Annotated in this window: 21 protein-coding genes and 1 tRNA gene; 18 read left to right on the forward strand and 4 right to left on the reverse strand. The window is 50.3% G+C overall.

Annotated elements, in window-relative coordinates; all coding sequences use genetic code 11:
- Positions 1–77: 77 nt before the first annotated feature.
- From rbfA to AB4N74_RS28105, 6 genes are all read left to right on the forward strand, one after another.
- Positions 78–479, forward strand: a complete 402-nt coding sequence (gene rbfA / locus AB4N74_RS28080; protein ID WP_095049714.1) for a 30S ribosome-binding factor RbfA — start codon at positions 78–80, stop codon at positions 477–479.
- A gap of 4 nt (positions 480–483) precedes the next feature.
- The gene (gene truB, locus AB4N74_RS28085; RefSeq protein ID WP_093435771.1) at positions 484–1,401 is read left to right on the forward strand and encodes a tRNA pseudouridine(55) synthase TruB; all 918 of its coding nucleotides are present in this window, start codon (positions 484–486) and stop codon (positions 1,399–1,401) included.
- 143 nt (positions 1,402–1,544) lie between these two features.
- Complete coding sequence (gene rpsO, locus AB4N74_RS28090) at positions 1,545–1,814, forward strand: 30S ribosomal protein S15 (protein WP_003177875.1); 270 nt, start codon at positions 1,545–1,547, stop codon at positions 1,812–1,814.
- Between the two features lie 193 nt (positions 1,815–2,007).
- Positions 2,008–4,113 carry a polyribonucleotide nucleotidyltransferase gene (pnp, locus tag AB4N74_RS28095; protein ID WP_460097878.1) on the forward strand — a complete coding sequence of 702 codons (2,106 nt, stop codon included), beginning with the start codon at positions 2,008–2,010 and terminating at the stop codon, positions 4,111–4,113.
- A 448-nt stretch (positions 4,114–4,561) separates the two neighbouring features.
- Entirely contained in the window at positions 4,562–5,212 is a 651-nt protein-coding gene (locus AB4N74_RS28100) for a hypothetical protein (protein ID WP_316917645.1), read from the forward strand.
- 6 nt (positions 5,213–5,218) lie between these two features.
- A complete protein-coding gene (locus tag AB4N74_RS28105; RefSeq protein WP_460097879.1) occupies positions 5,219–6,373 on the forward strand; it encodes a helix-turn-helix domain-containing protein in 1,155 nt (384 codons plus the stop codon).
- 361 nt (positions 6,374–6,734) lie between these two features.
- Here the strand turns inward: AB4N74_RS28105 and AB4N74_RS28110 are convergent, their stop codons facing one another.
- On the reverse strand, positions 6,735–9,470 hold the full coding sequence (locus AB4N74_RS28110; RefSeq protein WP_460097880.1) for a TrlF family AAA-like ATPase: 2,736 nt from the start codon (positions 9,468–9,470) through the stop codon (positions 6,735–6,737).
- Between the two features lie 335 nt (positions 9,471–9,805).
- Here AB4N74_RS28110 and gapS1 point away from each other — a divergent pair, with 335 nt between their 5' ends.
- The 8 genes from gapS1 to AB4N74_RS28150 all read left to right on the forward strand — a co-directional run bounded on the left by gapS1 (position 9,806) and on the right by AB4N74_RS28150 (position 15,576).
- Positions 9,806–11,347, forward strand: a complete 1,542-nt coding sequence (gene gapS1 / locus AB4N74_RS28115) for a GapS1 family protein (protein WP_460097881.1) — start codon at positions 9,806–9,808, stop codon at positions 11,345–11,347.
- 125 nt (positions 11,348–11,472) lie between these two features.
- Positions 11,473–12,222 (forward strand): hypothetical protein, encoded by a 750-nt coding sequence (locus tag AB4N74_RS28120; protein ID WP_460097882.1) that lies wholly within the window; start codon positions 11,473–11,475, stop codon positions 12,220–12,222.
- Positions 12,223–12,429: 207 nt separating this feature from the next.
- A complete protein-coding gene (locus tag AB4N74_RS28125; RefSeq protein WP_460097883.1) occupies positions 12,430–13,083 on the forward strand; it encodes a DUF6338 family protein in 654 nt (217 codons plus the stop codon).
- A gap of 9 nt (positions 13,084–13,092) precedes the next feature.
- Positions 13,093–13,275 carry a hypothetical protein gene (locus AB4N74_RS28130; protein ID WP_316917652.1) on the forward strand — a complete coding sequence of 61 codons (183 nt, stop codon included), beginning with the start codon at positions 13,093–13,095 and terminating at the stop codon, positions 13,273–13,275.
- A gap of 27 nt (positions 13,276–13,302) precedes the next feature.
- On the forward strand, positions 13,303–14,208 hold the full coding sequence (locus AB4N74_RS28135) for a pentapeptide repeat-containing protein (RefSeq protein ID WP_460097884.1): 906 nt from the start codon (positions 13,303–13,305) through the stop codon (positions 14,206–14,208).
- 2 nt (positions 14,209–14,210) lie between these two features.
- Positions 14,211–14,828: a nucleotidyltransferase domain-containing protein gene (locus AB4N74_RS28140; protein WP_460097885.1), complete on the forward strand. Its 618-nt coding sequence runs from the start codon at positions 14,211–14,213 to the stop codon at positions 14,826–14,828.
- A complete protein-coding gene (locus AB4N74_RS28145) occupies positions 14,825–15,118 on the forward strand; it encodes a hypothetical protein (RefSeq protein ID WP_316917655.1) in 294 nt (97 codons plus the stop codon). Before AB4N74_RS28140 ends, AB4N74_RS28145 begins: the two co-directional genes overlap by 4 nt.
- Before the next feature lie 134 nt (positions 15,119–15,252).
- Entirely contained in the window at positions 15,253–15,576 is a 324-nt protein-coding gene (locus tag AB4N74_RS28150) for a hypothetical protein (RefSeq protein WP_460097886.1), read from the forward strand.
- Between the two features lie 137 nt (positions 15,577–15,713).
- Here the strand turns inward: AB4N74_RS28150 and AB4N74_RS28155 are convergent, their stop codons facing one another.
- From AB4N74_RS28155 to AB4N74_RS28165, 3 genes are all read right to left on the reverse strand, one after another.
- On the reverse strand, positions 15,714–16,739 hold the full coding sequence (locus AB4N74_RS28155; protein WP_460097887.1) for a YiiX/YebB-like N1pC/P60 family cysteine hydrolase: 1,026 nt from the start codon (positions 16,737–16,739) through the stop codon (positions 15,714–15,716).
- A gap of 41 nt (positions 16,740–16,780) precedes the next feature.
- Positions 16,781–18,031, reverse strand: coding sequence for an RES family NAD+ phosphorylase (locus AB4N74_RS28160; protein ID WP_460097888.1), 1,251 nt, complete (start codon positions 18,029–18,031; stop codon positions 16,781–16,783).
- A gap of 206 nt (positions 18,032–18,237) precedes the next feature.
- Entirely contained in the window at positions 18,238–18,552 is a 315-nt protein-coding gene (locus AB4N74_RS28165) for a helix-turn-helix domain-containing protein (RefSeq protein WP_316917659.1), read from the reverse strand.
- Positions 18,553–18,645: 93 nt separating this feature from the next.
- Here AB4N74_RS28165 and AB4N74_RS28170 point away from each other — a divergent pair, with 93 nt between their 5' ends.
- From AB4N74_RS28170 to AB4N74_RS28185, 4 genes are all read left to right on the forward strand, one after another.
- On the forward strand, positions 18,646–19,059 hold the full coding sequence (locus AB4N74_RS28170) for a hypothetical protein (RefSeq protein WP_460097889.1): 414 nt from the start codon (positions 18,646–18,648) through the stop codon (positions 19,057–19,059).
- Positions 19,052–19,648: an antitoxin Xre/MbcA/ParS toxin-binding domain-containing protein gene (locus tag AB4N74_RS28175; protein WP_460097890.1), complete on the forward strand. Its 597-nt coding sequence runs from the start codon at positions 19,052–19,054 to the stop codon at positions 19,646–19,648. Before AB4N74_RS28170 ends, AB4N74_RS28175 begins: the two co-directional genes overlap by 8 nt.
- Positions 19,649–19,652: 4 nt before the next feature.
- The gene (locus AB4N74_RS28180; protein WP_460097891.1) at positions 19,653–20,150 is read left to right on the forward strand and encodes a hypothetical protein; all 498 of its coding nucleotides are present in this window, start codon (positions 19,653–19,655) and stop codon (positions 20,148–20,150) included.
- 187 nt (positions 20,151–20,337) lie between these two features.
- Positions 20,338–20,413: transfer RNA gene (locus tag AB4N74_RS28185), tRNA-Thr, on the forward strand.
- Positions 20,414–20,468 lie beyond the last annotated feature (55 nt).

The following is a 20,468-nucleotide window of genomic DNA, read 5'->3' on the forward strand; positions in this document are numbered from 1 at the left end:
TGGCTTTTGTCAGGCCGGGCGTTTGCCGCTTTCAGACCTTGCGGGTTTCACCGCAGGGCAGTAACAGGTAACAAATCATGGCAAAAGAATACAGCCGTACCCAACGTATCGGCGATCAGATGCAGCGTGAGCTGGCCCAACTGATCCGTCGCGAAGTCAAAGATCCACGCGTGGGTCTGGTCACCATTACCGCTGTGGAAGTCAGCCGTGACGTCGGTCACGCCAAGATTTTCATTACCGTGATGGGCCAGGACAACGCTGAAGATATCGCGCAAAGCATCAAGGTGCTCAACGCCGCCGCAGGTTTCCTGCGCATGCAGCTGGCCCGTGAAATGAAACTGCGCAGCGTGCCGCAATTGCACTTCCACTACGATGAATCCGTCGTGCGTGGCGCGCACCTGTCGGCCCTGATCGAGCGCGCCGTGGCTGAAGACAATCAGCACCTGGACGTCGCTGCACCTGAAGACACCAAGGAGTAATTCGGTGGCTCAGGTCAAACGTATCCGTCGTAATGTCAGCGGCATCATCTTGCTCGACAAACCGTTGGGGTTCACCTCCAACGCTGCGTTGCAGAAGGTCCGCTGGCTGCTCAATGCCGAGAAGGCCGGTCACACCGGTAGCCTAGACCCACTGGCCACCGGCGTTTTGCCGTTGTGCTTCGGTGAGGCCACCAAGTTCTCGCAATACCTGCTCGATTCCGACAAGGGTTATGAAACTCTGGCGCAACTGGGCAAGACCACCACCACGGCAGACGCCGAAGGTGAGGTTTTGCAGGAGCGCCCGGTGACCGTTGGTCGCGCCGATGTCGAAGCGGTTCTGCCGAAATTTCGCGGGCAAATCAGTCAGATACCGCCGATGTACTCGGCGCTCAAGCGTGATGGCCAGCCGCTGTATAAGCTGGCTCGTGCAGGCGAAGTAGTGGAGCGCGAACCGCGTTCTGTTACTATTGCGCGCTTGGAATTACTGGCCTTCGAAGGCGATACTGCGCGTCTTGCGGTGGATTGCAGCAAGGGCACCTATATTCGCACCCTGGTGGAGGATATCGGTGAGCAACTCGGTTGTGGTGCGTACGTCGCTGAATTGCGTCGTACCCAGGCCGGGCCTTTCACCCTGGCGCAGACGGTTACCCTCGAAGAGCTTGAAGCAGTACATGCCGAAGGCGGCAACGAAGCGGTTGATCGATTCCTGATGCCATCGGACAGCGGCCTGCTGGATTGGCCGTTGCTGCACTTCTCGGAAGCGAGTGCGTTCTACTGGCTCAACGGCCAGCCGGTACGTGCCCCGGATGCTCCGAAGTTCGGCATGGTACGGGTACAGGATCACAATGGTCGCTTCATCGGTATCGGTGAAGTGAGCGAAGACGGGCGCATTGCACCACGTCGACTGATTCGGTCGGAATGACCGAAACCGGTCTGTGTCAAAGCAGGCTGGCGAGGGTGGCTGTTAACAGGCACGGTCACTACTCATTTATAGATACAGGGATTTGTCCCTGGCCTGTTGAAGCTGTTTCCCTGAAACAGTTTCCTGATAAAAAGGATTGCCTCATGGCTCTCGACGTTCAAGAAAAAGCTCAAATCGTTGCTGACTACCAGCAAGCTGTTGGTGACACTGGTTCGCCAGAAGTGCAAGTTGCACTGCTGACCCACAACATCAACAAGCTGCAAGGTCACTTCAAGGCCAACGGTAAAGATCACCACTCCCGTCGTGGTCTGATCCGCATGGTAAACCAGCGTCGCAAGCTGCTGGACTACCTGAAAGGCAAGGATCTGGGTCGTTATCAGACTCTGATCGGTCGCCTGGGTCTGCGTCGCTAATCAGCGATTGCGCTATGAGGTTGGTTGTCTGTCGGACGTCTGCGGTTTACCGCTGGCGGCTTGCAGGCTCCCAGCCTCAAGTTTTATCTGGATACACGTTTTAACCCGGACAACGGTTGGGCCGATTCCCGACATTGCCCAAGAATTCGCAAGAAACCAGTTCCCCCAAGAGCCACAAAGAAGGTAGGACACCGTGAACCCGGTAATCAAAAAATTCCAGTTCGGTCAATCGACCGTTACCCTCGAGACTGGCCGTATCGCCCGTCAGGCCTCCGGCGCAGTATTGGTCACCGTTGACGACGACGTCAGCGTATTGGTGACTGTAGTCGGCGCAAAACAAGCCGATCCGGGCAAGGGCTTCTTCCCTCTGTCCGTTCACTACCAGGAAAAGACTTACGCTGCCGGTAAGATCCCTGGTGGTTTCTTCAAGCGTGAAGGCCGTCCTTCCGAGAAAGAAACCCTGACTTCCCGACTGATCGACCGTCCGATCCGTCCACTGTTCCCTGAAGGCTTCATGAACGAAGTGCAGGTTGTCTGCACCGTCGTTTCCACCAGCAAGAAAACCGATCCGGACATCGCTGCGATGATCGGTACCTCGGCTGCCCTGGCCATCTCGGGCATTCCGTTCGACGGCCCGATCGGCGCCGCTCGTGTAGCTTTCCACGAAAGCACCGGCTACCTGCTGAACCCGACTTACGAGCAGCAAGCTGCTTCGAGCCTGGACATGGTCGTTGCCGGTACTTCCGACGCCGTACTGATGGTTGAATCGGAAGCCAAAGAGCTGACCGAAGACCAGATGCTGGGCGCGGTACTGTTTGCTCACGACGAGTTCCAGGTGGTGATCAACGCCGTTAAAGAACTGGCTGCCGAAGCTGCCAAGCCGACCTGGACCTGGGCGCCTGCGCCAGAAGCCACCGAACTGCTGGGCGCTATCCGTGCCGAGTTCGGCGAAGCGATCTCCCAGGCTTACACCATCACCGTCAAGGCCGACCGTTACGCGCGTCTGGGCGAGCTGAAGGATCAAGTCGTTGCCAAGCTGTCTGGTGAAGAAGGCCAGCCTTCGTCCAGCGAAGTCAAAGCCGCTTTCGGCGAAATCGAATACCGCACCGTTCGCGAAAACATCGTTAACGGCAAGCCACGTATCGACGGTCGCGACACCAAAACCGTACGTCCGCTGAACATCGAAGTCGGCGTTCTGCCGAAGACTCACGGTTCGGCGCTGTTCACCCGTGGTGAAACCCAGGCTCTGGTCGTTGCAACACTGGGTACTGCCCGTGACGCACAACTGCTGGACACCCTGGAAGGCGAGAAAAAAGACCCGTTCATGCTGCACTACAACTTCCCTCCGTTCTCGGTGGGCGAGTGTGGTCGCATGGGTGGTGCTGGTCGTCGTGAAATCGGTCACGGCCGTCTGGCCCGTCGTTCGGTTTCGGCCATGCTGCCAGCCGCTGACGTGTTCCCGTACACCATCCGTGTAGTTTCGGAAATCACCGAATCCAACGGTTCGAGCTCGATGGCTTCCGTTTGCGGCGCTTCCCTGGCCCTGATGGATGCTGGTGTGCCGATGAAGGCGCCGGTTGCCGGTATCGCCATGGGTCTGGTTAAAGAAGGCGAGAAGTTCGCCGTCCTGACCGACATCCTTGGTGACGAAGACCACCTGGGCGACATGGACTTCAAAGTAGCCGGTACCGCCAAAGGCGTTACTGCGCTGCAGATGGACATCAAGATCAAGGGCATCACCGAAGAGATCATGGAAATCGCTCTGGGCCAAGCCCTGGAAGCGCGCCTGAACATCCTCGGTCAGATGAGCCAGATCATCGGCCAGTCGCGTACCGAACTGTCGGCCAACGCTCCGACCATGATCGCGATGAAAATCGACACCGACAAGATCCGTGACGTTATCGGTAAAGGTGGCGCGACCATCCGTGCGATCTGCGAAGAAACCAAGGCTTCGATCGACATCGAAGACGACGGTTCGATCAAGATCTTCGGCGAAACCAAGGAAGCGGCTGAAGCAGCACGTCAGCGCGTTCTGGGTATCACCGCTGAAGCCGAGATCGGCAAGATCTACGTCGGCAAGGTTGAGCGCATCGTCGACTTCGGCGCATTCGTCAACATCCTGCCGGGCAAGGATGGTCTGGTGCACATCTCGATGCTGAGCGACGCTCGCGTAGAGAAAGTGACCGACATCCTGAAAGAAGGCCAGGAAGTGGAAGTGCTGGTACTGGACGTGGACAACCGCGGCCGTATCAAGCTGTCCATCAAAGACGTGGCAGCGGCCAAGGCTTCGGGCGTTTAATCACCCCCAGGCTTTAGCGCAATGAAAATGCCCCGCCGTGAAAACGGCGGGGCATTTTTTTGTCTGCCAGAAAAGGTCAAGGTACAAAGTTGCCGGAGCCCGAGACCGGTGCTAGGTTTAGCCCACCGCCCGTGTAGCTCAGCCGGTAGAGCAGCGCACTCGTAACGCGTAGGTTACGTGCTAGTTTTCCTTTATGCGTAAAAAAATATCTAGATAAATCAATCTCTTGTCTTGAGGTAGGGTTGCGCATTTTTCAGTTTTTCTGCGTTGCCGATCTCTCGATTAGCACTTACGTGCTTCTGCTCATTTTCTCCTCTCTTGATTTAGAACCGTGCAGTCGAAGCGCTAGACGCGCAAAGCTTATGCTGACCGGTAGCCTGCCGCTTCTTGTTTTGCTCCCTCAATTGAGGGAGAATAACCGGAAGTCAGATCCTAGAGGGATACGCGTATGCAGGCTTGTCAGATATTCAATGATCTTGAAGACGTTGCCTATCGCCTTGGGCAGCTGAGGATGACTCCGGAGGCCGTTCGCGAGGCGGTCTATCAGGGCCATTTGCATCGTGTAAGGTTGACTCCAAATCACCCTACTATCTTCCCTGGAATGGAAATGTGGGGGTGGATTGTTGGTTCTCTTCGAGACCAGCTGCGGGCACTTGGGTGGGCTGCCCATGAAAAAGCTAACTACCCTGTTACGGTTCACCCGGACCTTAAGCTCGCTATTGCGGTGGCGTCTGCGGACGCAGGTGTGGGCAATCCATTTTGCATTCCAACTAACCGCTCCAAAAAAGGGAAGAATACGGTTGATGCTATTGAGCAGAACTGTCAGCTCGACATGTTCGCCGATCTGATACCTGAGCCTACTAGTTTCGCTGAGTATGATGGTTACGAAACCTGGATTTTGCTCCATTACACTGATCATGCGAACAATGAGATTCGGCTAGAGCTTTCACGGCCATCAGGCATTGATCAGAGCGGCAAGATCAATGCTTGGTCTGAGCGCATTCTCCTTGGCACTATCGATTTAGATGACGATTTTGCTGCGATTACTTCCGATAGCGGCCCCGACATAGATATCGACATTCGTCGTAAGAACGCATGATTTTATATGTTTAACTCATTACGATTCGCGCTTGCCAGAAGACGGCGTGGAATGAAAAAGAGGGAGCTGGCGACATTGATCGGGGTTACCGAGCGCTCCGTATCTGGGTATGAAAGCGGTACGCAAGAGCCTGAGTTAGGGACTCTCAGTAAGATTGCTGGTGCGCTTCGATTTCCCGAAGCCTTTTTCTTTGGAGATGATCCTGAGGTTCCGACACCGGATGTTGCTAGCTTTCGTTCACTTTCGAAGATGACTGCATCTCTCAGAGACAGTGCCCTAGGAGCTGGCGCAATAGCATTGCTGCTGAATGATTGGCTTGAGTCTCGCTTTGATCTTCCTGTCGCTGACGTTCCGGATTTGGGGAGTGAGCGAGATTCGTTCGCATCCAACGGCCAGTTTGAGGCTTTAAGCAACTTTCCCATGAGCCAAGGGCCAGAAGTCGTAGCGGAGATGCTACGCGCCCACTGGGGGCTCGGTGAGCACCCTATAAAAAATATGATTCTGCTCTTGGAGTCAAAAGGGATTCGAGTCTATTCGTTAGCTATCGATGCAAAAGAAGTGGATGCTTTTTCCATGTGGAGTGGAGGGCGTCCGTTTATGTTTCTCAACACATTCAAATCAGCCGAGCGCTGCCGTTTTGATGCCGCGCATGAACTGGGTCACCTCGTAATGCATCAGCACGGGCACCCTCAGGGGCCAGATCTTGAGCGAGAGGCAAATGCTTTTGCTTCGGCTTTTCTGATGCCGAGAGCCAGTATTTTGGCCATGGCCCCACGCTCGGTCACTCTTAATAGTCTTATAAAATTCAAGAAGATATGGGCGGTCTCTGTCGCGGCGTTGAATTATAGACTGCATAGTTTAGGGCTTGCTACAGATTGGACCTATAGGACTTTATGCATCCAGATTGCGCAAGAGGGGTATCGAGTTAACGAGCCCGCTCCTATCAATCATGAGCGTTCTGTCGTTTTGGAAAAGATATTTGCTGCCCTTCGAGCAGAAGGTCTCACGAAGTCTGATGTTGCAGATCAGTTAGCTATATCCCCTGATGAGATCAACGAACTGACATTTGGTCTCATGCTCAATGTCCTAAGGGGGAAAGGAGAGGAAAATTCAGGTGGTAAGACTTCTTCATCCGCTAAACTACGCTTGGTTAAGGGGTGATGAGGCAGCCCTTAAGTTTGATCCGATGCTCCATGAGTAACGTCGAGTCGTTAGACACTATGGCTCAGCAATAATTGTTGATGGGCCATAGTCGTAGTTAGGTTGGCGGGGCAAGCGTCTTTTAAAGTTTTCAGTGTGATAATTACTGAGCTGTTCCTAAATTACAGACGGGCTTGCCATTCTCTGTGATCACAGACGATCCATATTGTTCACGGGCCTTAGAAGGCGACGCCGAGCCTGGCTCATGCAGATCATCTAAACATGGCCCCCTCTGAACAAAAGCCGACGAAGGGGGCCTGCTATTTTAGACCCGAATAAGAGTCGCTCGGGCGGTTTTTGGCAATAGGAGAACAGTCTCTTCTTACTTAAGGTTATACCTAAGCTCCCGCTTCAAGAATGCCTCGTCACCACCCTCTAGAACCCGACGGACCGCTTTATTGGTTGCCACTGCCTCCAAGCTGCCTGAAGTGTATTTCAGCACTCCATTTACGTTCTCCGCAACGACCACTTGTTCGGCGTCCGCGTTGACTACTAGGTTTGCGTTATGTGTCACGAGAATGACCTGTCGAAACTGTTTTATGCCGCGAAAAATCTCGACCAGTTCCTCTATGATGAACTCATTATCGAGGTCGTCTTCTGGCTGATCAAAAATCAACGGCTGAGTAAACGCTTGGGTCGCGAGCTTCAAGCATAAGTAGACAGTTCCCTTCTGCCCAACCGACAGACGTTCGAGAGGACGACCTCCATACGAAATCACAGGTTCAACACGGAGAAATGCTGACCGCTGAGCAACGTTGTAAAACAAGTATGCAAGGTTGCCCGAAATATAGCCGTCTTCCTCAATAGGATGGAGACGTTGCTGCATAAAATTAAAGAACGAAGTCGCGTCAGTGATCGGAAAGACCTCCCGAATTCTATCCTCGGTGGAAAATTCGGCAGTGGCACGAAACGATCTTAAATTCAGGACTTCCTTTAGCTTCGCGAGGAACAACGCCTGATCGAAAATAATACGACCTTCAAGGGTGATCTGCCGGTCTGATAGAATTCTCTTCATCAGATCTTTCTGTTCTAGGGTCCAATCAGGGTGGCCTTGCTGTACAGCCTTCCATCTAGCTTCAATTGCATCTTTCTGACGGATTATCTCTCCCTCAATCAACGCAGGTATTGTCGCTCTTTTAAGGATTGCCTCGTCGAGTTCCCTTTGTTTCTCCTGGATCGCTGCGAGCTTAGACCTCAAAGCCTCGATGGTACTTCGGTAAGATTCCGCATTCTGTAGCAACCCAGAAAGATCTCCGGTGTAAACCAGTGCAAAATCAGCGCGAATTCTCTCATTGTCTTCTTCGCACGCCTTAATCTCTGTCGTTGCCTGTTCTCTTAGCAGACGAATAACGTCCAATTGCGCGGTGATTTCAAGCAGCGGAATACTCGGATCGATGGTGGTCGCCTTCGGATCAAATCCCGTTTTGAACGTTTCCAGCTCCTCTTTCAACAGAGCGAGACGTCGTATCTTTTCTTGGGCTCCCGATACCTTCGACACATTGGCCGTGAAACGCTCAAGCTTTTCTTTATTTGTTTCAGTCGTAATCGAATCAAGCAGGCTCTGGTTTCTGGAGATTTGAGATTCAATGCTTATCCGATCATAAATTACCTCACCTTTTTCGTCCGTCTGTTTGAACCATTCCTTATGTTTTTCCACTACAGACAGGATCTCGTGGGACTTGGCATCCACCTCACTGTCAAACGACAGACCCTGAATGCCGAGCATCTGCTTGATCTCTTCTCCGACAGTTCCCATCGTCACCTTCGTCTTTACCTCATTCTGTGAGATATAGACAAAGGGAAGCTCAGCGCCTTCTTTTGCATGATGCGTCGCCGTGCTGGTGAGATCTTTGTTGAAAACGACGGAGAAATGCTCACTTAAAACATACGGCGAGGTTTTGGTGGCTGAGCCGAATGCCTTACCCAGATAGTCCACCAAACAACTCTTACCTGTACCACGCCCACCAATCAGACAGACAAGATCACTATTCATGGCAAGCTCAGGCTCGACGCCAAAACGAGGGTTTTCATACAGCGGATTATCGGGAAATGGTGAAAGCTCCTGAGCGATTGAAACCGAACTCACAAAGGGCTTTATGTAGCTTTCAGCTGGATTCGATTCTTGCACTCGCACCCGAGCGGTCGGTTCAAAGATGATCTGCCGAAGGCCGTCAAAAGTTGGATCAGCCTTGATCCATGTCTTCTTGAGTTTCGTTTCAGTACGCCACGTCTTGAAAGATGCAATAGAATGTCCGTCACTACCTGAGACGCAAGGCTTCGGTCGGCCTCCGATGGTTGCCACGAAATTATCAATGAACGTTTCATTCGCCGGTGTCTTTCGGCAGGCGAACAAGTCTATGTTTTCTTGATCACGTTCCTCAACAATGTCCACCAGCTGCATGAAATAGATATCTTCAGACGGCTGAACCTTCCAATCAATCTTTTCCATCCCGCCGTAACAGTCATAGGGAACCATAACCAGGCGGAGATCTTCGGGAATGGTTTTCAGTGCAGCTTCGAACGACGCCTTGGTTATCTCAGCCGTTTCCGCCCCGATGCGCGCAAGCGCAACTGGATCGTCCAAGTAGCCGTCTTTGGCACCGTGCTTCTTCGCTTTTACCGCATCCAACCGGCGAGCATACTCAATCAGAGCCTCGTCCGAGAGTGGGCGGTCTATTAGCCGAAGACGGAGTTGGCCCTTGAAATCATTTAGCTGCTGGTCTGTCAGTTTATCAGAGCAAAGAACATGAATATTTAGGCGATGTTTCGTTGCTGATTCGATTCGAAGCTCAATCGCTGGAAAGACTGTTTTTTGTATTACTTCACCAGCCTTATGCGCCTTGCGAAGCTCAAGATAGCCGTCGAAAGTCCAGTAGTCGTTGATGGCATATACTGCTACATCGCTTTCATTGATATTGGAAACGATTTTAGTAATTGCAGCAGCTTTTTCTTCCGGCGACATACTTGAAAAACTTCCCCCTTTATAGCTGTAGGAGGCAGGGGTATGGATGTGGAGATCCCATAGTCGCCATTCTGATCCTTTTGGAAAGGTGCGCACTCTTCGACTTCCTCGTCTTTGATTTTTTAGCACCTCGCAGGTGCTGGGTTCTCATGCCGGTACTGGCATCCTGAAGCTTGGTTATATACCTGCATGCTAGCTCTAATAGCCTGGTACTCAGCATACCTGAGCAGCGTCTTTAGTTGGGGCTTCTGAAAGGGTTTGCGAACACCTTGCCGCTAGGGGTGAGCCTACCGGTGGCGATTGCTCTCCGGCTGAGCACCGGGCTGTCGCAACAGGTGTTGCTGCGGGGTGGATTAATCCCTCCAAAAAGGCGTCTTGGCATCGCACACTATGTAAGAATGTCATTGGTCCCAAAGAAGGATGCCACTTTCATGGCGAAGCTGCCGATCCCAACAAAGCGTTTCGACGAAGGCTTGACGGAAATTCAACGCATTATTCGACGCTACGATCCGCTCAGCTTACTGGGCGCGGCGTTGAGGTATCTATACGCTCCTACCAAGGATCGCTTTGAGCAGGCATCCAAGCAGCCATGGTTGATCATGTTGTTTATAAAATGGACTTTTCTGGACCCATTAGTAAATAGCCCATTGAGGCGTCCTTCTATCTCTCAGAATGAAATTCTTGAGTTGCTACAAAAGGTCCTTGACCTAACGGAAACCGGTAGCCTGCCCGATGAGTACGAAGACGTGCGGCTTTTTTTCCGGGCGGTGGCCTACCAGCAGTTTTTTCATCAGACAGAGAGCGGCTTGGTTGATATTGCTCGTCAGGAGCTTTTGTTCGCAAAAGTCCCGGAAAATCATTACTTCAAAACTCGTTTCCTGAAGGGCACCGGTGTTTCTATACAGGACTTTCTGCGTCTTTCTTTTGCGATTCTTGCTAGTACGAAGAGAAGCGGCCCTGTGCTTCAGCGAGAAACTCTTTTTGGCCTCTGTCCCGCATTTACGCCGATGGCCGTAGACGCCTATCTACGTACCATTTCTGTCGAAGTTGGCGATTTGCATCGCACCTTAGAAGAGGTAGACAAGGACGGACGCCATCCGAACGAGTATTTGGAGCAAACGCCCTTCCTAAAATACCCACTCATCAAGGTTCGCTCCGAATATTGGTGTGTGTCCCCTCATGTTCTTGAGCGATCCTTGGGACACTTCATCTACGACTACCTCAAGCGAGCGGACGTCGAAGGGTTCAATAACGCTTTCGGTAAGTCGTTTGAAAAGTATGTAGGTGATTGGTTGAGCAAGTCAGGGTTGCCGACAGCCAATGAGAGCGCGTTGAATCTGATCCTCCCGGGTCAAGGGAAAGTCGTCGATTTCTTTGTGGCTGATGGTGATTCGAATGTGCTGATCGATGCGAAAGGTGTGGAAATGGCGCAGCGGGGTAGGGTTGCGTTTCAACGGGGGGATGTTCGTCGAGCGACACAAACGTCCTTGATTAAAGCTTTCGAACAAGGGAATGAGGTTGCTGCTCGAATCGCTTCGTTGGGCGGTGATCATCCCGTGATTCGTCAGCGTCCCACTACCTACCTGCTGGCTGTTACATACAAAGAGCTGTACATCGGGAACGGAGTTACTTTCGCAGCCGTTGTAGGAGATGCAGTGCTCGAAAAAATACGATCCAAGTATGCTGAGCAATATTTGATCCCCGTCGAGAATATCTACTTCCTCACGATTCATGAATTTGAAGAGCTGATGTGTATGGTAGCAAGCGAAAAAATTGGTTTAGTAGAAGCCCTGGAGAAGGCTAAACAAGCTGATTCTGAGCGGATGACCCAAAAATTCAATTTCGAGCTTCATATCAATGAGTGGTCGAAGCAACTGGGCAGAGAGCAACCGTTACGAGAGATCCTCAAATCGATGGTGGATGAAATGCGCGTTGCATTTCCTGCTCAGCCTGAGACTGCTCCGCAAAAATAGACCTGGAAGCAGCTCTGAAGCTGATCGTCTCTTTGAACTCCACCAGCTTGCCAATGCGGCGGATAATGTTCCTCGTATTCTTCCAGCAGATAAGCAGCCCTAGGGCTGCTCTATGGTTCCCGCATATGGATAGCCGCACCCCCCAGAAACCGTATGAAATGCTGGTCCTTGCTATCGATAAGCGGAGAAGGAAACGCAAGATACGAAAGATTGACACGCATGTGCCTCTGCGTTCGGAGGGGCGAGATACCGATCACTGTGAGATTTATTCCATAGTCGGCATGCTCAATACACTTCCCCCTAACGAGTTGAATTATCCCGTCCAGGTGGTTCACCGTGATCGTCCAGACTTTCTCCTGATAATGGCGACTCATCAGGTCGGAGTCGAAGTGACCGAGGCAGTTTCAGAAAATACCGCCAGCATGGACAAATTGCGGGAGTCGGAACCAGACCTGACTGATTCGAAAGATGATGAGGCGCAATTCTTTTTCTCCCGGAAGGCCGTCCTGGGTGAGGAGAAAATCTATGCAGCAGTTCTCAGGGACATGATTCGAGCCAATAATCCCGGCGGCGGTTGGGTTGGTAACGGTGCGAAGGAATGGGCGGAAGCGTTGGCTCACGTTGTAACGAGCAAAGTGGAGAAGGCCAACAAGCCCGGCTTCAATAGCTTCACGCAGAACTGGCTGCTGATCTACGATAATTGGGATGAGCCTGCTCGTAGGCGAGATCTCGCTGACGAATACCTCCTCCATATGTTGCGTGAGAAAAGCACTTTCCAAACGTTTGACCGAGTGCTTGTTTTGGATGGTCGCGAGTTGGCCAGCTTCACCGTGGAGGGAGCCGCGAGACGGAAAATCCCGCGTCACACCTTCTGATGCTTGCTCGATTGTTGCTTTCTGTCTATGTCACGATGACCTAGGCTTTCCTTTTACAGAAAAAGCTCCACAGCCCTTCGAAGGCATTTTCGCCAGCTGTGCCCCCTCAATTGTCATTTGCGCGGTGGTTGATGCCGCGTTGCGAAGAGGGTACTCAGCTCAATTTTTTTGCGCCAATACACTGACGGCGGATATAGACCTAAAGGCATGGCGCGACCGAACGTCGTAGTGGCACACTGTCGTCATGTCGCAGGATCGCTTGGAGGGGATATGGAAATATGGGAAGCGGACAAACTGGTACTTTTTATTGCTTTTGTGATACCTGGCTTCATAAGCATAAAATGTTATCAGTTGTTCTTTCCGGGTGTGCAGCGAAATGCATCTGATCAACTTATTGATGCAGTGGCATATAGCTGTATAAATTATGCATTGCTTCTGTGGCCTATTATGGCTATTGAACATAGCGTCCTTCGTACAGTGCATCCGATGTTGTACTGCATGTTCTACGTCCTAGTTCTATTCGTCGCCCCGATTTTCTGGGTGGTGCTGTGGAAATGGATGCGAACTTGGAATATTTTTCAGAAAAACGCACCTCATCCTGTGGCGAAATCTTGGGATTTTGTTTTTCAGCAGCGGAAACAGTATTGGATTATCGTCCATTTCAAAAGCGGCGAAAAAATCGGCGGTAGATACGGAACAAAGTCTTTTGCATCAAGCGCACCGGCTGTTGAACAGATTTACCTGGAAGAAGAATGGTTGGTCGAAAACGGAGTTTTACAGCGAGCGGTCAAGGAGAGCGCAGGGGTTCTCATTGGGGCAACCGAGATATCTCACATCGAGTTTCTGAACTATAACGCCTAGGAATAAGAAATGAGCAAAGATAATGATCGACCTGTTTTTGTAAATAACGGCTATCAACCAGAGCGGCTGGAGAAGGGCTATCAACCTGTCGAAAGTGTTCCTATCAGCCGCCCTGAACCTGGGGCTGGTTACCAACCTACTAGCCATGGTGATAGCCCGACGAACGTGCCCTCTCCGCCGAAGGAGCGTTGATATGTATAAGACCAGCATAAGCTAAATATGATGGACGAGAACCCACCCTCAGAGAGCGCAGGCGTCGAGGCAATAACAGACGGGGTCTCCAGCATCGTGCAGCGGAAGCCGCGTGAGGCACTACTGCCAGGTAACCGGGAGGTTATCACGGATCTTTACGTCAGCAGGAATGTCGAGAACGAGCCTAAGGACTATGCGTTCAAGGTGTACGTCAGACTAAACGCCAAAAAACAGACGCTTAGAAAAGTCTCCTTCCAACACAGCGTCTTTGACGCTTGCTACTTCAATAACTGTAATTTCGATTCCTGCGACTTTACCGGCTGCCGGTTCGTTGGCTGTAATTTCCATCAGTCTGCATTCTCTGGATGCAAGTTTGAGTATGCGGTCTTCGAGCGTTGCCAAATCGACGATGACATCCTTGAGCGAGAGGCGCCGCGCGAGGAAAACCTGAAGATGCGGTTTGCAAGATCGCTTCGGATGAATTTTCAGCAAATCGGTGATGCCAAAGCTGTCAATCGGGCGATTTCACACGAGTTGGAGGCTACATCGAGTTATCTGAAAAAATCTTGGTCATCAAGGGAGACATATTACCGAGATAAGTATCCGGGCTGGAAGAAGGTGCCACAGTTCATCAAATGGCTTGAATTCAGGGTGCTGGATGCAATCTGGGGCAATGGCGAGAATACGCTTAAGCTCCTGCGGGCAATCGTAGCGGTTCATCTGCTAATAGCGTTTTACGATACTTATCAATTCGGTAACCCTTGGGATCTAACGGCCTATCTCACAAGCCTCGCGGCCTCTCCTGGAGTGTTCTTCGGCATCGCCACCCCGCACCCTTATCCTATCTGGTTCTCGTCAATTATCGCTGGTACGCGTCTTGTTGGATTCGCCTTTCTCACAGCAATCCTTGTAAAACGTTTCGGGCGGAGATGAATATGCACATTTACGCCTTTGGTTCTATCTGCCGTGGCGAGATTGACCTAGGATCAGATGTCGATCTCCTAGCCTGTATCGACGGTCCAGCAGAGCATATTGATCACGAAAAATACTCCGTGTATCGATATGAGCGAATTCAGGCTTTGTGGAAAGAAGGTAATCCGTTCGCTTGGCACCTGCATTTAGAGTCGAGGTTACTGTTTTCACCGGATGGCACAGACTTTCTGAGCGACCTCGGGAAGCCTGCGCGTTACACGGCAGATGCCGTAGATTGCACTAAATTCAAAATACTTTTCGATCGCTCTTTCCACGAATTGAGGGAGTCTTCGAACAGTGCAACCTTCCACCTTTCGTGCATGTTCTTGGCAATCCGCAATTTCGCAACTTGTCATTCGCTTTCGCTAGGTCATCCCATCTTCTCTAGGAAATCTCCTCTGATGGTGCAACCAAGCTTAGATATCGATTCGCAAGTGTTCTCCATCCTGACACGTGCACGATTACTATCGACACGGGGTTACGGGAAAAACATAACGCACGAAGAAGTCATCACCGCTATCGAAGCAGTCGCTATCGTTCCGCGGTGGATGGATGCGCTACGGAGCCAGAATTCGCCATGATTGAATTCAATAACCGAATTGATGCTCAGCGCATAATTCTTAACCTTATTAATCGCGAGCATTGGATGGAGGAGCTTTATGGTCTCTCTAGTGGTGCTATCGACCGCTGGGTTCGTGCCAATGGAATTGATCCCACCGCCGATCTGCCCCGTGCAGTCTACGAGTCGGCCGATAAGCTTTTTTTTCTAGCTAATAAAAGCCAGGAACAAGTTACGGATGAATATCGGCTACTATCGGTTGAAGTTCTGGAGTTGACTCAAAGAATTGCGAAGATCGTTGATGCCATATGACTGCTTTCGGCGGATTACTGCCTTCAAATATCGGAAATTTTAAGTAGTACCTGTGTTTGCCTCATCGCAGCGCGGTGGATAATAAAATCCAGCAAGCCTACGGCGTCCATATAAAAGTGTAGTGAGATATTGAGATGAACGTAAAACTGAGTGAAGAAGAGATGCGCCAAGCGCTTTTTGGCTCCTCAAATAGATTGGATTCAACGCCGCCAAATACGTCCACCCCGGCGGTAGCCTTAAAGCGGCCGTCTGATTCGAAGTCTCGCAGCCCCGCTAAATCAGTTTTCCCGAAGCTAAGGGTTTCGCTACGAGTCACCAAAGAATTTGAAGGGTGTGCCGAAGTGTTTATTTACGATGCAAATACCTTAAGTACGCTTGTCGCCGAACAAGAAGCAAAAGCTGAGGCAAAAAAGCAAAAATACAATTATTTTGAATTGGTGTCGGTGAAGTCAATTTAATAACAGTTCCCATTAACTTTTCAAGATTTATTAGTGGGTCGTAATTAAATTGTCCGTCGAGGTATTTCGCCACCTTGGCGATCTTAACAAACAAACCTTTAGGTTTTACACCGGCAGAAATGTCGGGTTGGCTTAGATCAGTCAAATTTTCTTTTCTGCTCGCTGAGCACAGGGGGCGACGACCTAACAGCAATTATCTGCTGCGCCGCATCGATCCTTTTTTTGGTGACATCCATCAAGTTTATGTACAGCTGAAGTTCGACCGCAAAGTATTGGAGCTTGGTTTGCTGCCATAGACTCATGTACTGCCCATACATAAAATTGAATTGCTGAAGTTGCTGCTTTGCCGCAGGTAATTCTCTGTGCGCGACTTGTGCTCTATCGTCATTGGATCCTGGCAGTTTCAGAAACTCCGCTGCATCGTAGCGCCACGGGTTTCGTAGCAAATCCTCTTTCCATAAATCTAAATATCCTGAAGCTTTCACGATCTCGCAAATGGCTCCATCGTGTTGTGGATGCCCAATGAGGAAGGGTAAGAGCTGCTCAAAGGTCTGAATATCGGCGCCCGCAAGTTTGCGAATCTGCTGCAAAATAAAATTTGTCGCCTTTGCCTGACGTTCAATCGGACTTTCGGATTCGGCGAACCGAATTTCACTGGAGGTAGCCTGTCGAAGTGTGTCTGGTACGGCATGAAGGAGTGGCGAAGTAGCAAAATCAATCGGATAACAATACTCGGCATTGCGAACGAGTTGCACTCCTGAATAGGCATAGGCTTGAGCAACCAAGCGCGAGCAGAACTGTCGGTTCGATTCATCAAGCTTGCAACCCGCTCGCCAGAATTTAGATTTAACTGCTTCGGGAACAGAATACTGCTTGCCGATTTGTGTTCGCGCATAGGCACAGGCACGCTGTACTACATTCGAATCGGCACCTTGTAGACGAAACACTGCGACATGTCCTTCTTTTGCGAATAACAGACGCTGAGTATTGGCTGAATGAACTCCATCTGCGTCCGAATGAATGTAGCTGTGATCTGCGACGTACAGCATGGCGTGCGAGAACGGACCTCCCGTCAGCTTGCGGACAGCCCTGCTGATCATTTCATCTTGAGCCGTCAGAATGATGTCGCCTATCCGAAGATTGTTGGTATCAAGAATGTACATCTGTGATCCTTTGGGCCAGTTGGCCGCAAAAAATGAGTGTCTTAGTTGATAGTTCCAAAATCTGAACCAAGGCGCCTTCGGGTTAATTCATCGAAGGTTATGAAATCTAAATTTTCAAAGTCATGCGTTAAAGTTTGAATTACGGCGATTTTATGAAAAATCAAACTTCCTTTCTGATGTATTAGTTTTGGTGGATAGTCGGGGTTTTCCCATTCCTCGTCTGTAATGCCGACGCGAGAATGCTCAGGAAACAAAACTAAATTTATGCCTTTGTATCCGGTTTGAACAGAAGGATAAGTAATTCCGTCTATTTGAGTGTTGAATTTTTTTCTTAAATACTCAAAAACAACTTGCGTAGAGATATAGCTAAGCTCGTCTTGACGACCTTTTGGTTTGGACATTTTATGGATCAGTTGTTTCAAAAATTCAAAAGCATGTGACGCATCGGAAAAGCCTGGAGTTAAAGGCGTCAGGTCGGATCTGTTTAGCTTATCTAGTTCATTGAGTTGTAGAAGTTTAAGGATGTTGTGAGGCTTGAATGCGCCGGAGATTACGATATCTCCTGCTATCGGGCGGAGTTCACTTAGGCAGGTATTTCTTTCAAATGAGCAATAGAGAGCCGAAATTCCACTAGGTGTCATTCTTTGGCTACTAGCTCTGTCGCGTGGAGCGGGCCCAAGTTCTAACGCGGGACGTTCACTTATTTTTTTTTGCTCAGCTTCATCCCTGGCCAGTCTTGCTCTATACACAACGTCACCAGAATCGAGCACTTTAATCAATTTTGGTTCTAATAAGTTGGCAGGACTTATAAAGTTGAAGAGCGAGTCGAGGAAGGAATAAGCTGTGTTGCTGAAAAAACGGTGTCCATGAACGATATCTTGACGAAAGCTTTCCCACTGAACCTGATAAACGTTGTGCTCTTGCGTCCCGTCGTTTAAAAAGTAAGTGTGTGTGCTTCCATCGTCAGGCTTCTCTAGGTTGCTACCGATGTATTCAATAACTTCATCTGCAAGTTCTTCGTTGCCAAGTTCAAAGTGTTCGAGGACTATTGTTTCAAGCCAATGGATATCTACAATTCCAGAACTAGCATCAAACACCATCGCCTGTTCGTATTCAGAAAGTCTGTCGGTATGGCAATACGATTCACTAAATCGGTCTGAAATGTAAGCTATAAGCTCGTTTTTGGAAATGCAGTGGGTTTGATTTGAGCAGTATAAGCAACGAGCATGATCGCCATGCTGATTTATGTAGAACTTTAAGGGTTCCGGTTTTATGCAGTCAGCGCAAATCATATTTTCCCCTTTTAGTGAATATTTATTTCGCACATCCATTATTGATAAAATTGCAGTGTGAACTCTTAAGTCTGGTCGTGAATGGCTGCGTTTTCGAAGGAAGCTTTGGCAGAAGAGCGCTTCTGAAGGCTTTCAGGTCGTTTTCATTCAGCGCGGCGATGTCAGCTCGATGAGTTCCTCATTGTGATCAAGGGCAGCTGGGCAGCCTAGGTAGCATCCTCATCTTTGCGCCTGCCAGGGATCATTTCCAATCTGACGTCACGCACTGCCTTTGCTAGCAGTGTTTCAAAGCTCGTGGATGGGTCCCGATGTAGGTAGCACTGGAGCACGAGTGCCAGTGGCGAGATGCCCATTCCCTCCGCAAGATCATCAATGGCTTTCAGGCTTGGCGAGCGAAGTCCACGCTCCAGCAGGCTGATGTACTCTCGGCTGACCTTCGGTGCGAAGTCAGTCTGAGCCAAATCAGCTTTGTGCCGCATATCCCTTAGAGCCTGCGCAAATGCGTCATTCAGCTCGCGCATGCGGCTACCTCCAAAAAAGGAGTATGTAGCCACATTGAGCTTCTGGTTGCAGCGTACTATAGTACGCCGTTAGTAAACTCTTTGAGATATAATATGTTCGAAACCCACGAGAACGCACGATTGCAAAGTCCACTATTCGTCTTGGAGGAAGGAACGCACCGTTGGGCCTACGTCTCGCAGACAACGAACCATGAGTGGTTTTTTGTCACGTACGTGACGTTCGACGAAGGCGTTTGCTCACAGCAACAATTCATGATCCCGGCCGCTCAGTACCTACTTGGGCTGGTCTCTAGGGATGCGCCCGAGGAATTCATCTTGGAGATCCAACTCGTCTCCCCGCCCTGGATGAACGAAAAAGGCACATGGTTGATGGAGCCAATTAGAGCGATCCAAGCGGTAGGTGAGAGATTCTGCTACGAGCTGATGGATGGAAAAATCTACCCTTCCGAGTTGCTTGTGCATCCTAGGAAAACGCTGTGGTCCAAGGTCGATAAGGCAAATGAATAATTTCATTGAAAGGCACCTTGCCGATCAGTACCGGCCCCTGCTTTTTCCGCAAGACTTCTCCGAGCAAGCTACATTCGGTTTTGAATGCAATGACGGTTGGGCTAATCTCATCGAAGCAAGTCTGCGGCTGATCCGACATCGTACCGAGTGGAGAGCACTCGACGTGAAAGTCACGCAAGTGAAAGAGAAGCTCGGTCAGCTTCGCATTTATCACCGTGGGGGGGACGAGAGTATCGGTGCTGCTTTCGACATCGCCGAGTTGGTTTCAGGCTGTGTCTGTGAGCTGTGCGGCAAGCCGGGCGAAGTGATAAATCTTGAAGGCTGGCTCTTGGCTCGCTGTGGTAAACATCGTGAGCGGCAGCATTCGCACCAAATCGAACCTCACAACGCTGACGAAGACTTCCTCGCCAGCTATACACAAGCCGTAGATTTGATTTTGTCGTTTTTCGGAGGGGGTGCAGTACTTTGGGTGCAGCAAGAACGAACTGTCTTCGGCGGACGGCGACCCTACGAAATGCTTGCGACGGAAGAGGGGTGCCAGGCGATTTTTACTCTGCTGAAGCGTCTGGAACATGGGGTTGGAGTGTGACCTCATGAAATTAATTGCCGCTACAAGTGTGGTGATGGCTAATCACCCATATCTACAGGAGCACTTACGCCGTGAACTGGAATGGGAGTTCAACCAAGGGCCAGTAAATTTGAGACAGGTGCGAAGTCTCGTATCGTCGCCTAGGTTGACGTCGTTTTACGTGCGTGCATTCAGTCATCCGGCGCTTACTATTACGGGGGACACGTACTTGGATAACCATACTATGTTAGCGGACTGCCTACAAAAAACTTGGGCTATATCTCTACAAGAATTTACCCATCTGACGGGAGAGGTGGAGTTCGTCGACGAGTATTGCCCAAAGGATGCTTCAGTGATGAAGCTCCAAATATGGCCATACGATCCGAAATGCCTAGATGACTTTGCGATGGCCGTGGCTGTAGCGCTAAGCTACACACCTGCGGAGTTGATGGCGGAATCACGGATTTCGCTCGCCATAGATGAGTTGGTTAGCGACTGGGGCTTCTACACTGATGAGTTCTGAACCAAACCATTACGAATCAAAAGGTCACGGATGTGGCTAGAACGGTGCTCGGTTTGTATGTTGTGAAGAGAGTTGATATTTATAATAAACGGGGTTTTAATAGTTTTAGGGTATAAGCAGCTCATAGGAGGACTTTGATGTATCGACGCGCATTGGGATCTGCTACCTTCCCTAAGGTAAGTTAAAGGCCGGTGTAGCTCAGTTGGTAGAGCATCTGATTCGTAATCAGGAGGTCGCAAGTTCGATTCTTGTCTCCGGCACCATAATTAAATCAATTCTATTTATCGTAGTGGGATTGCTTCAATCATTTATAATTTG

The sequence above is a fragment of the Pseudomonas sp. H3_C08 genome, assembly GCF_054669455.1.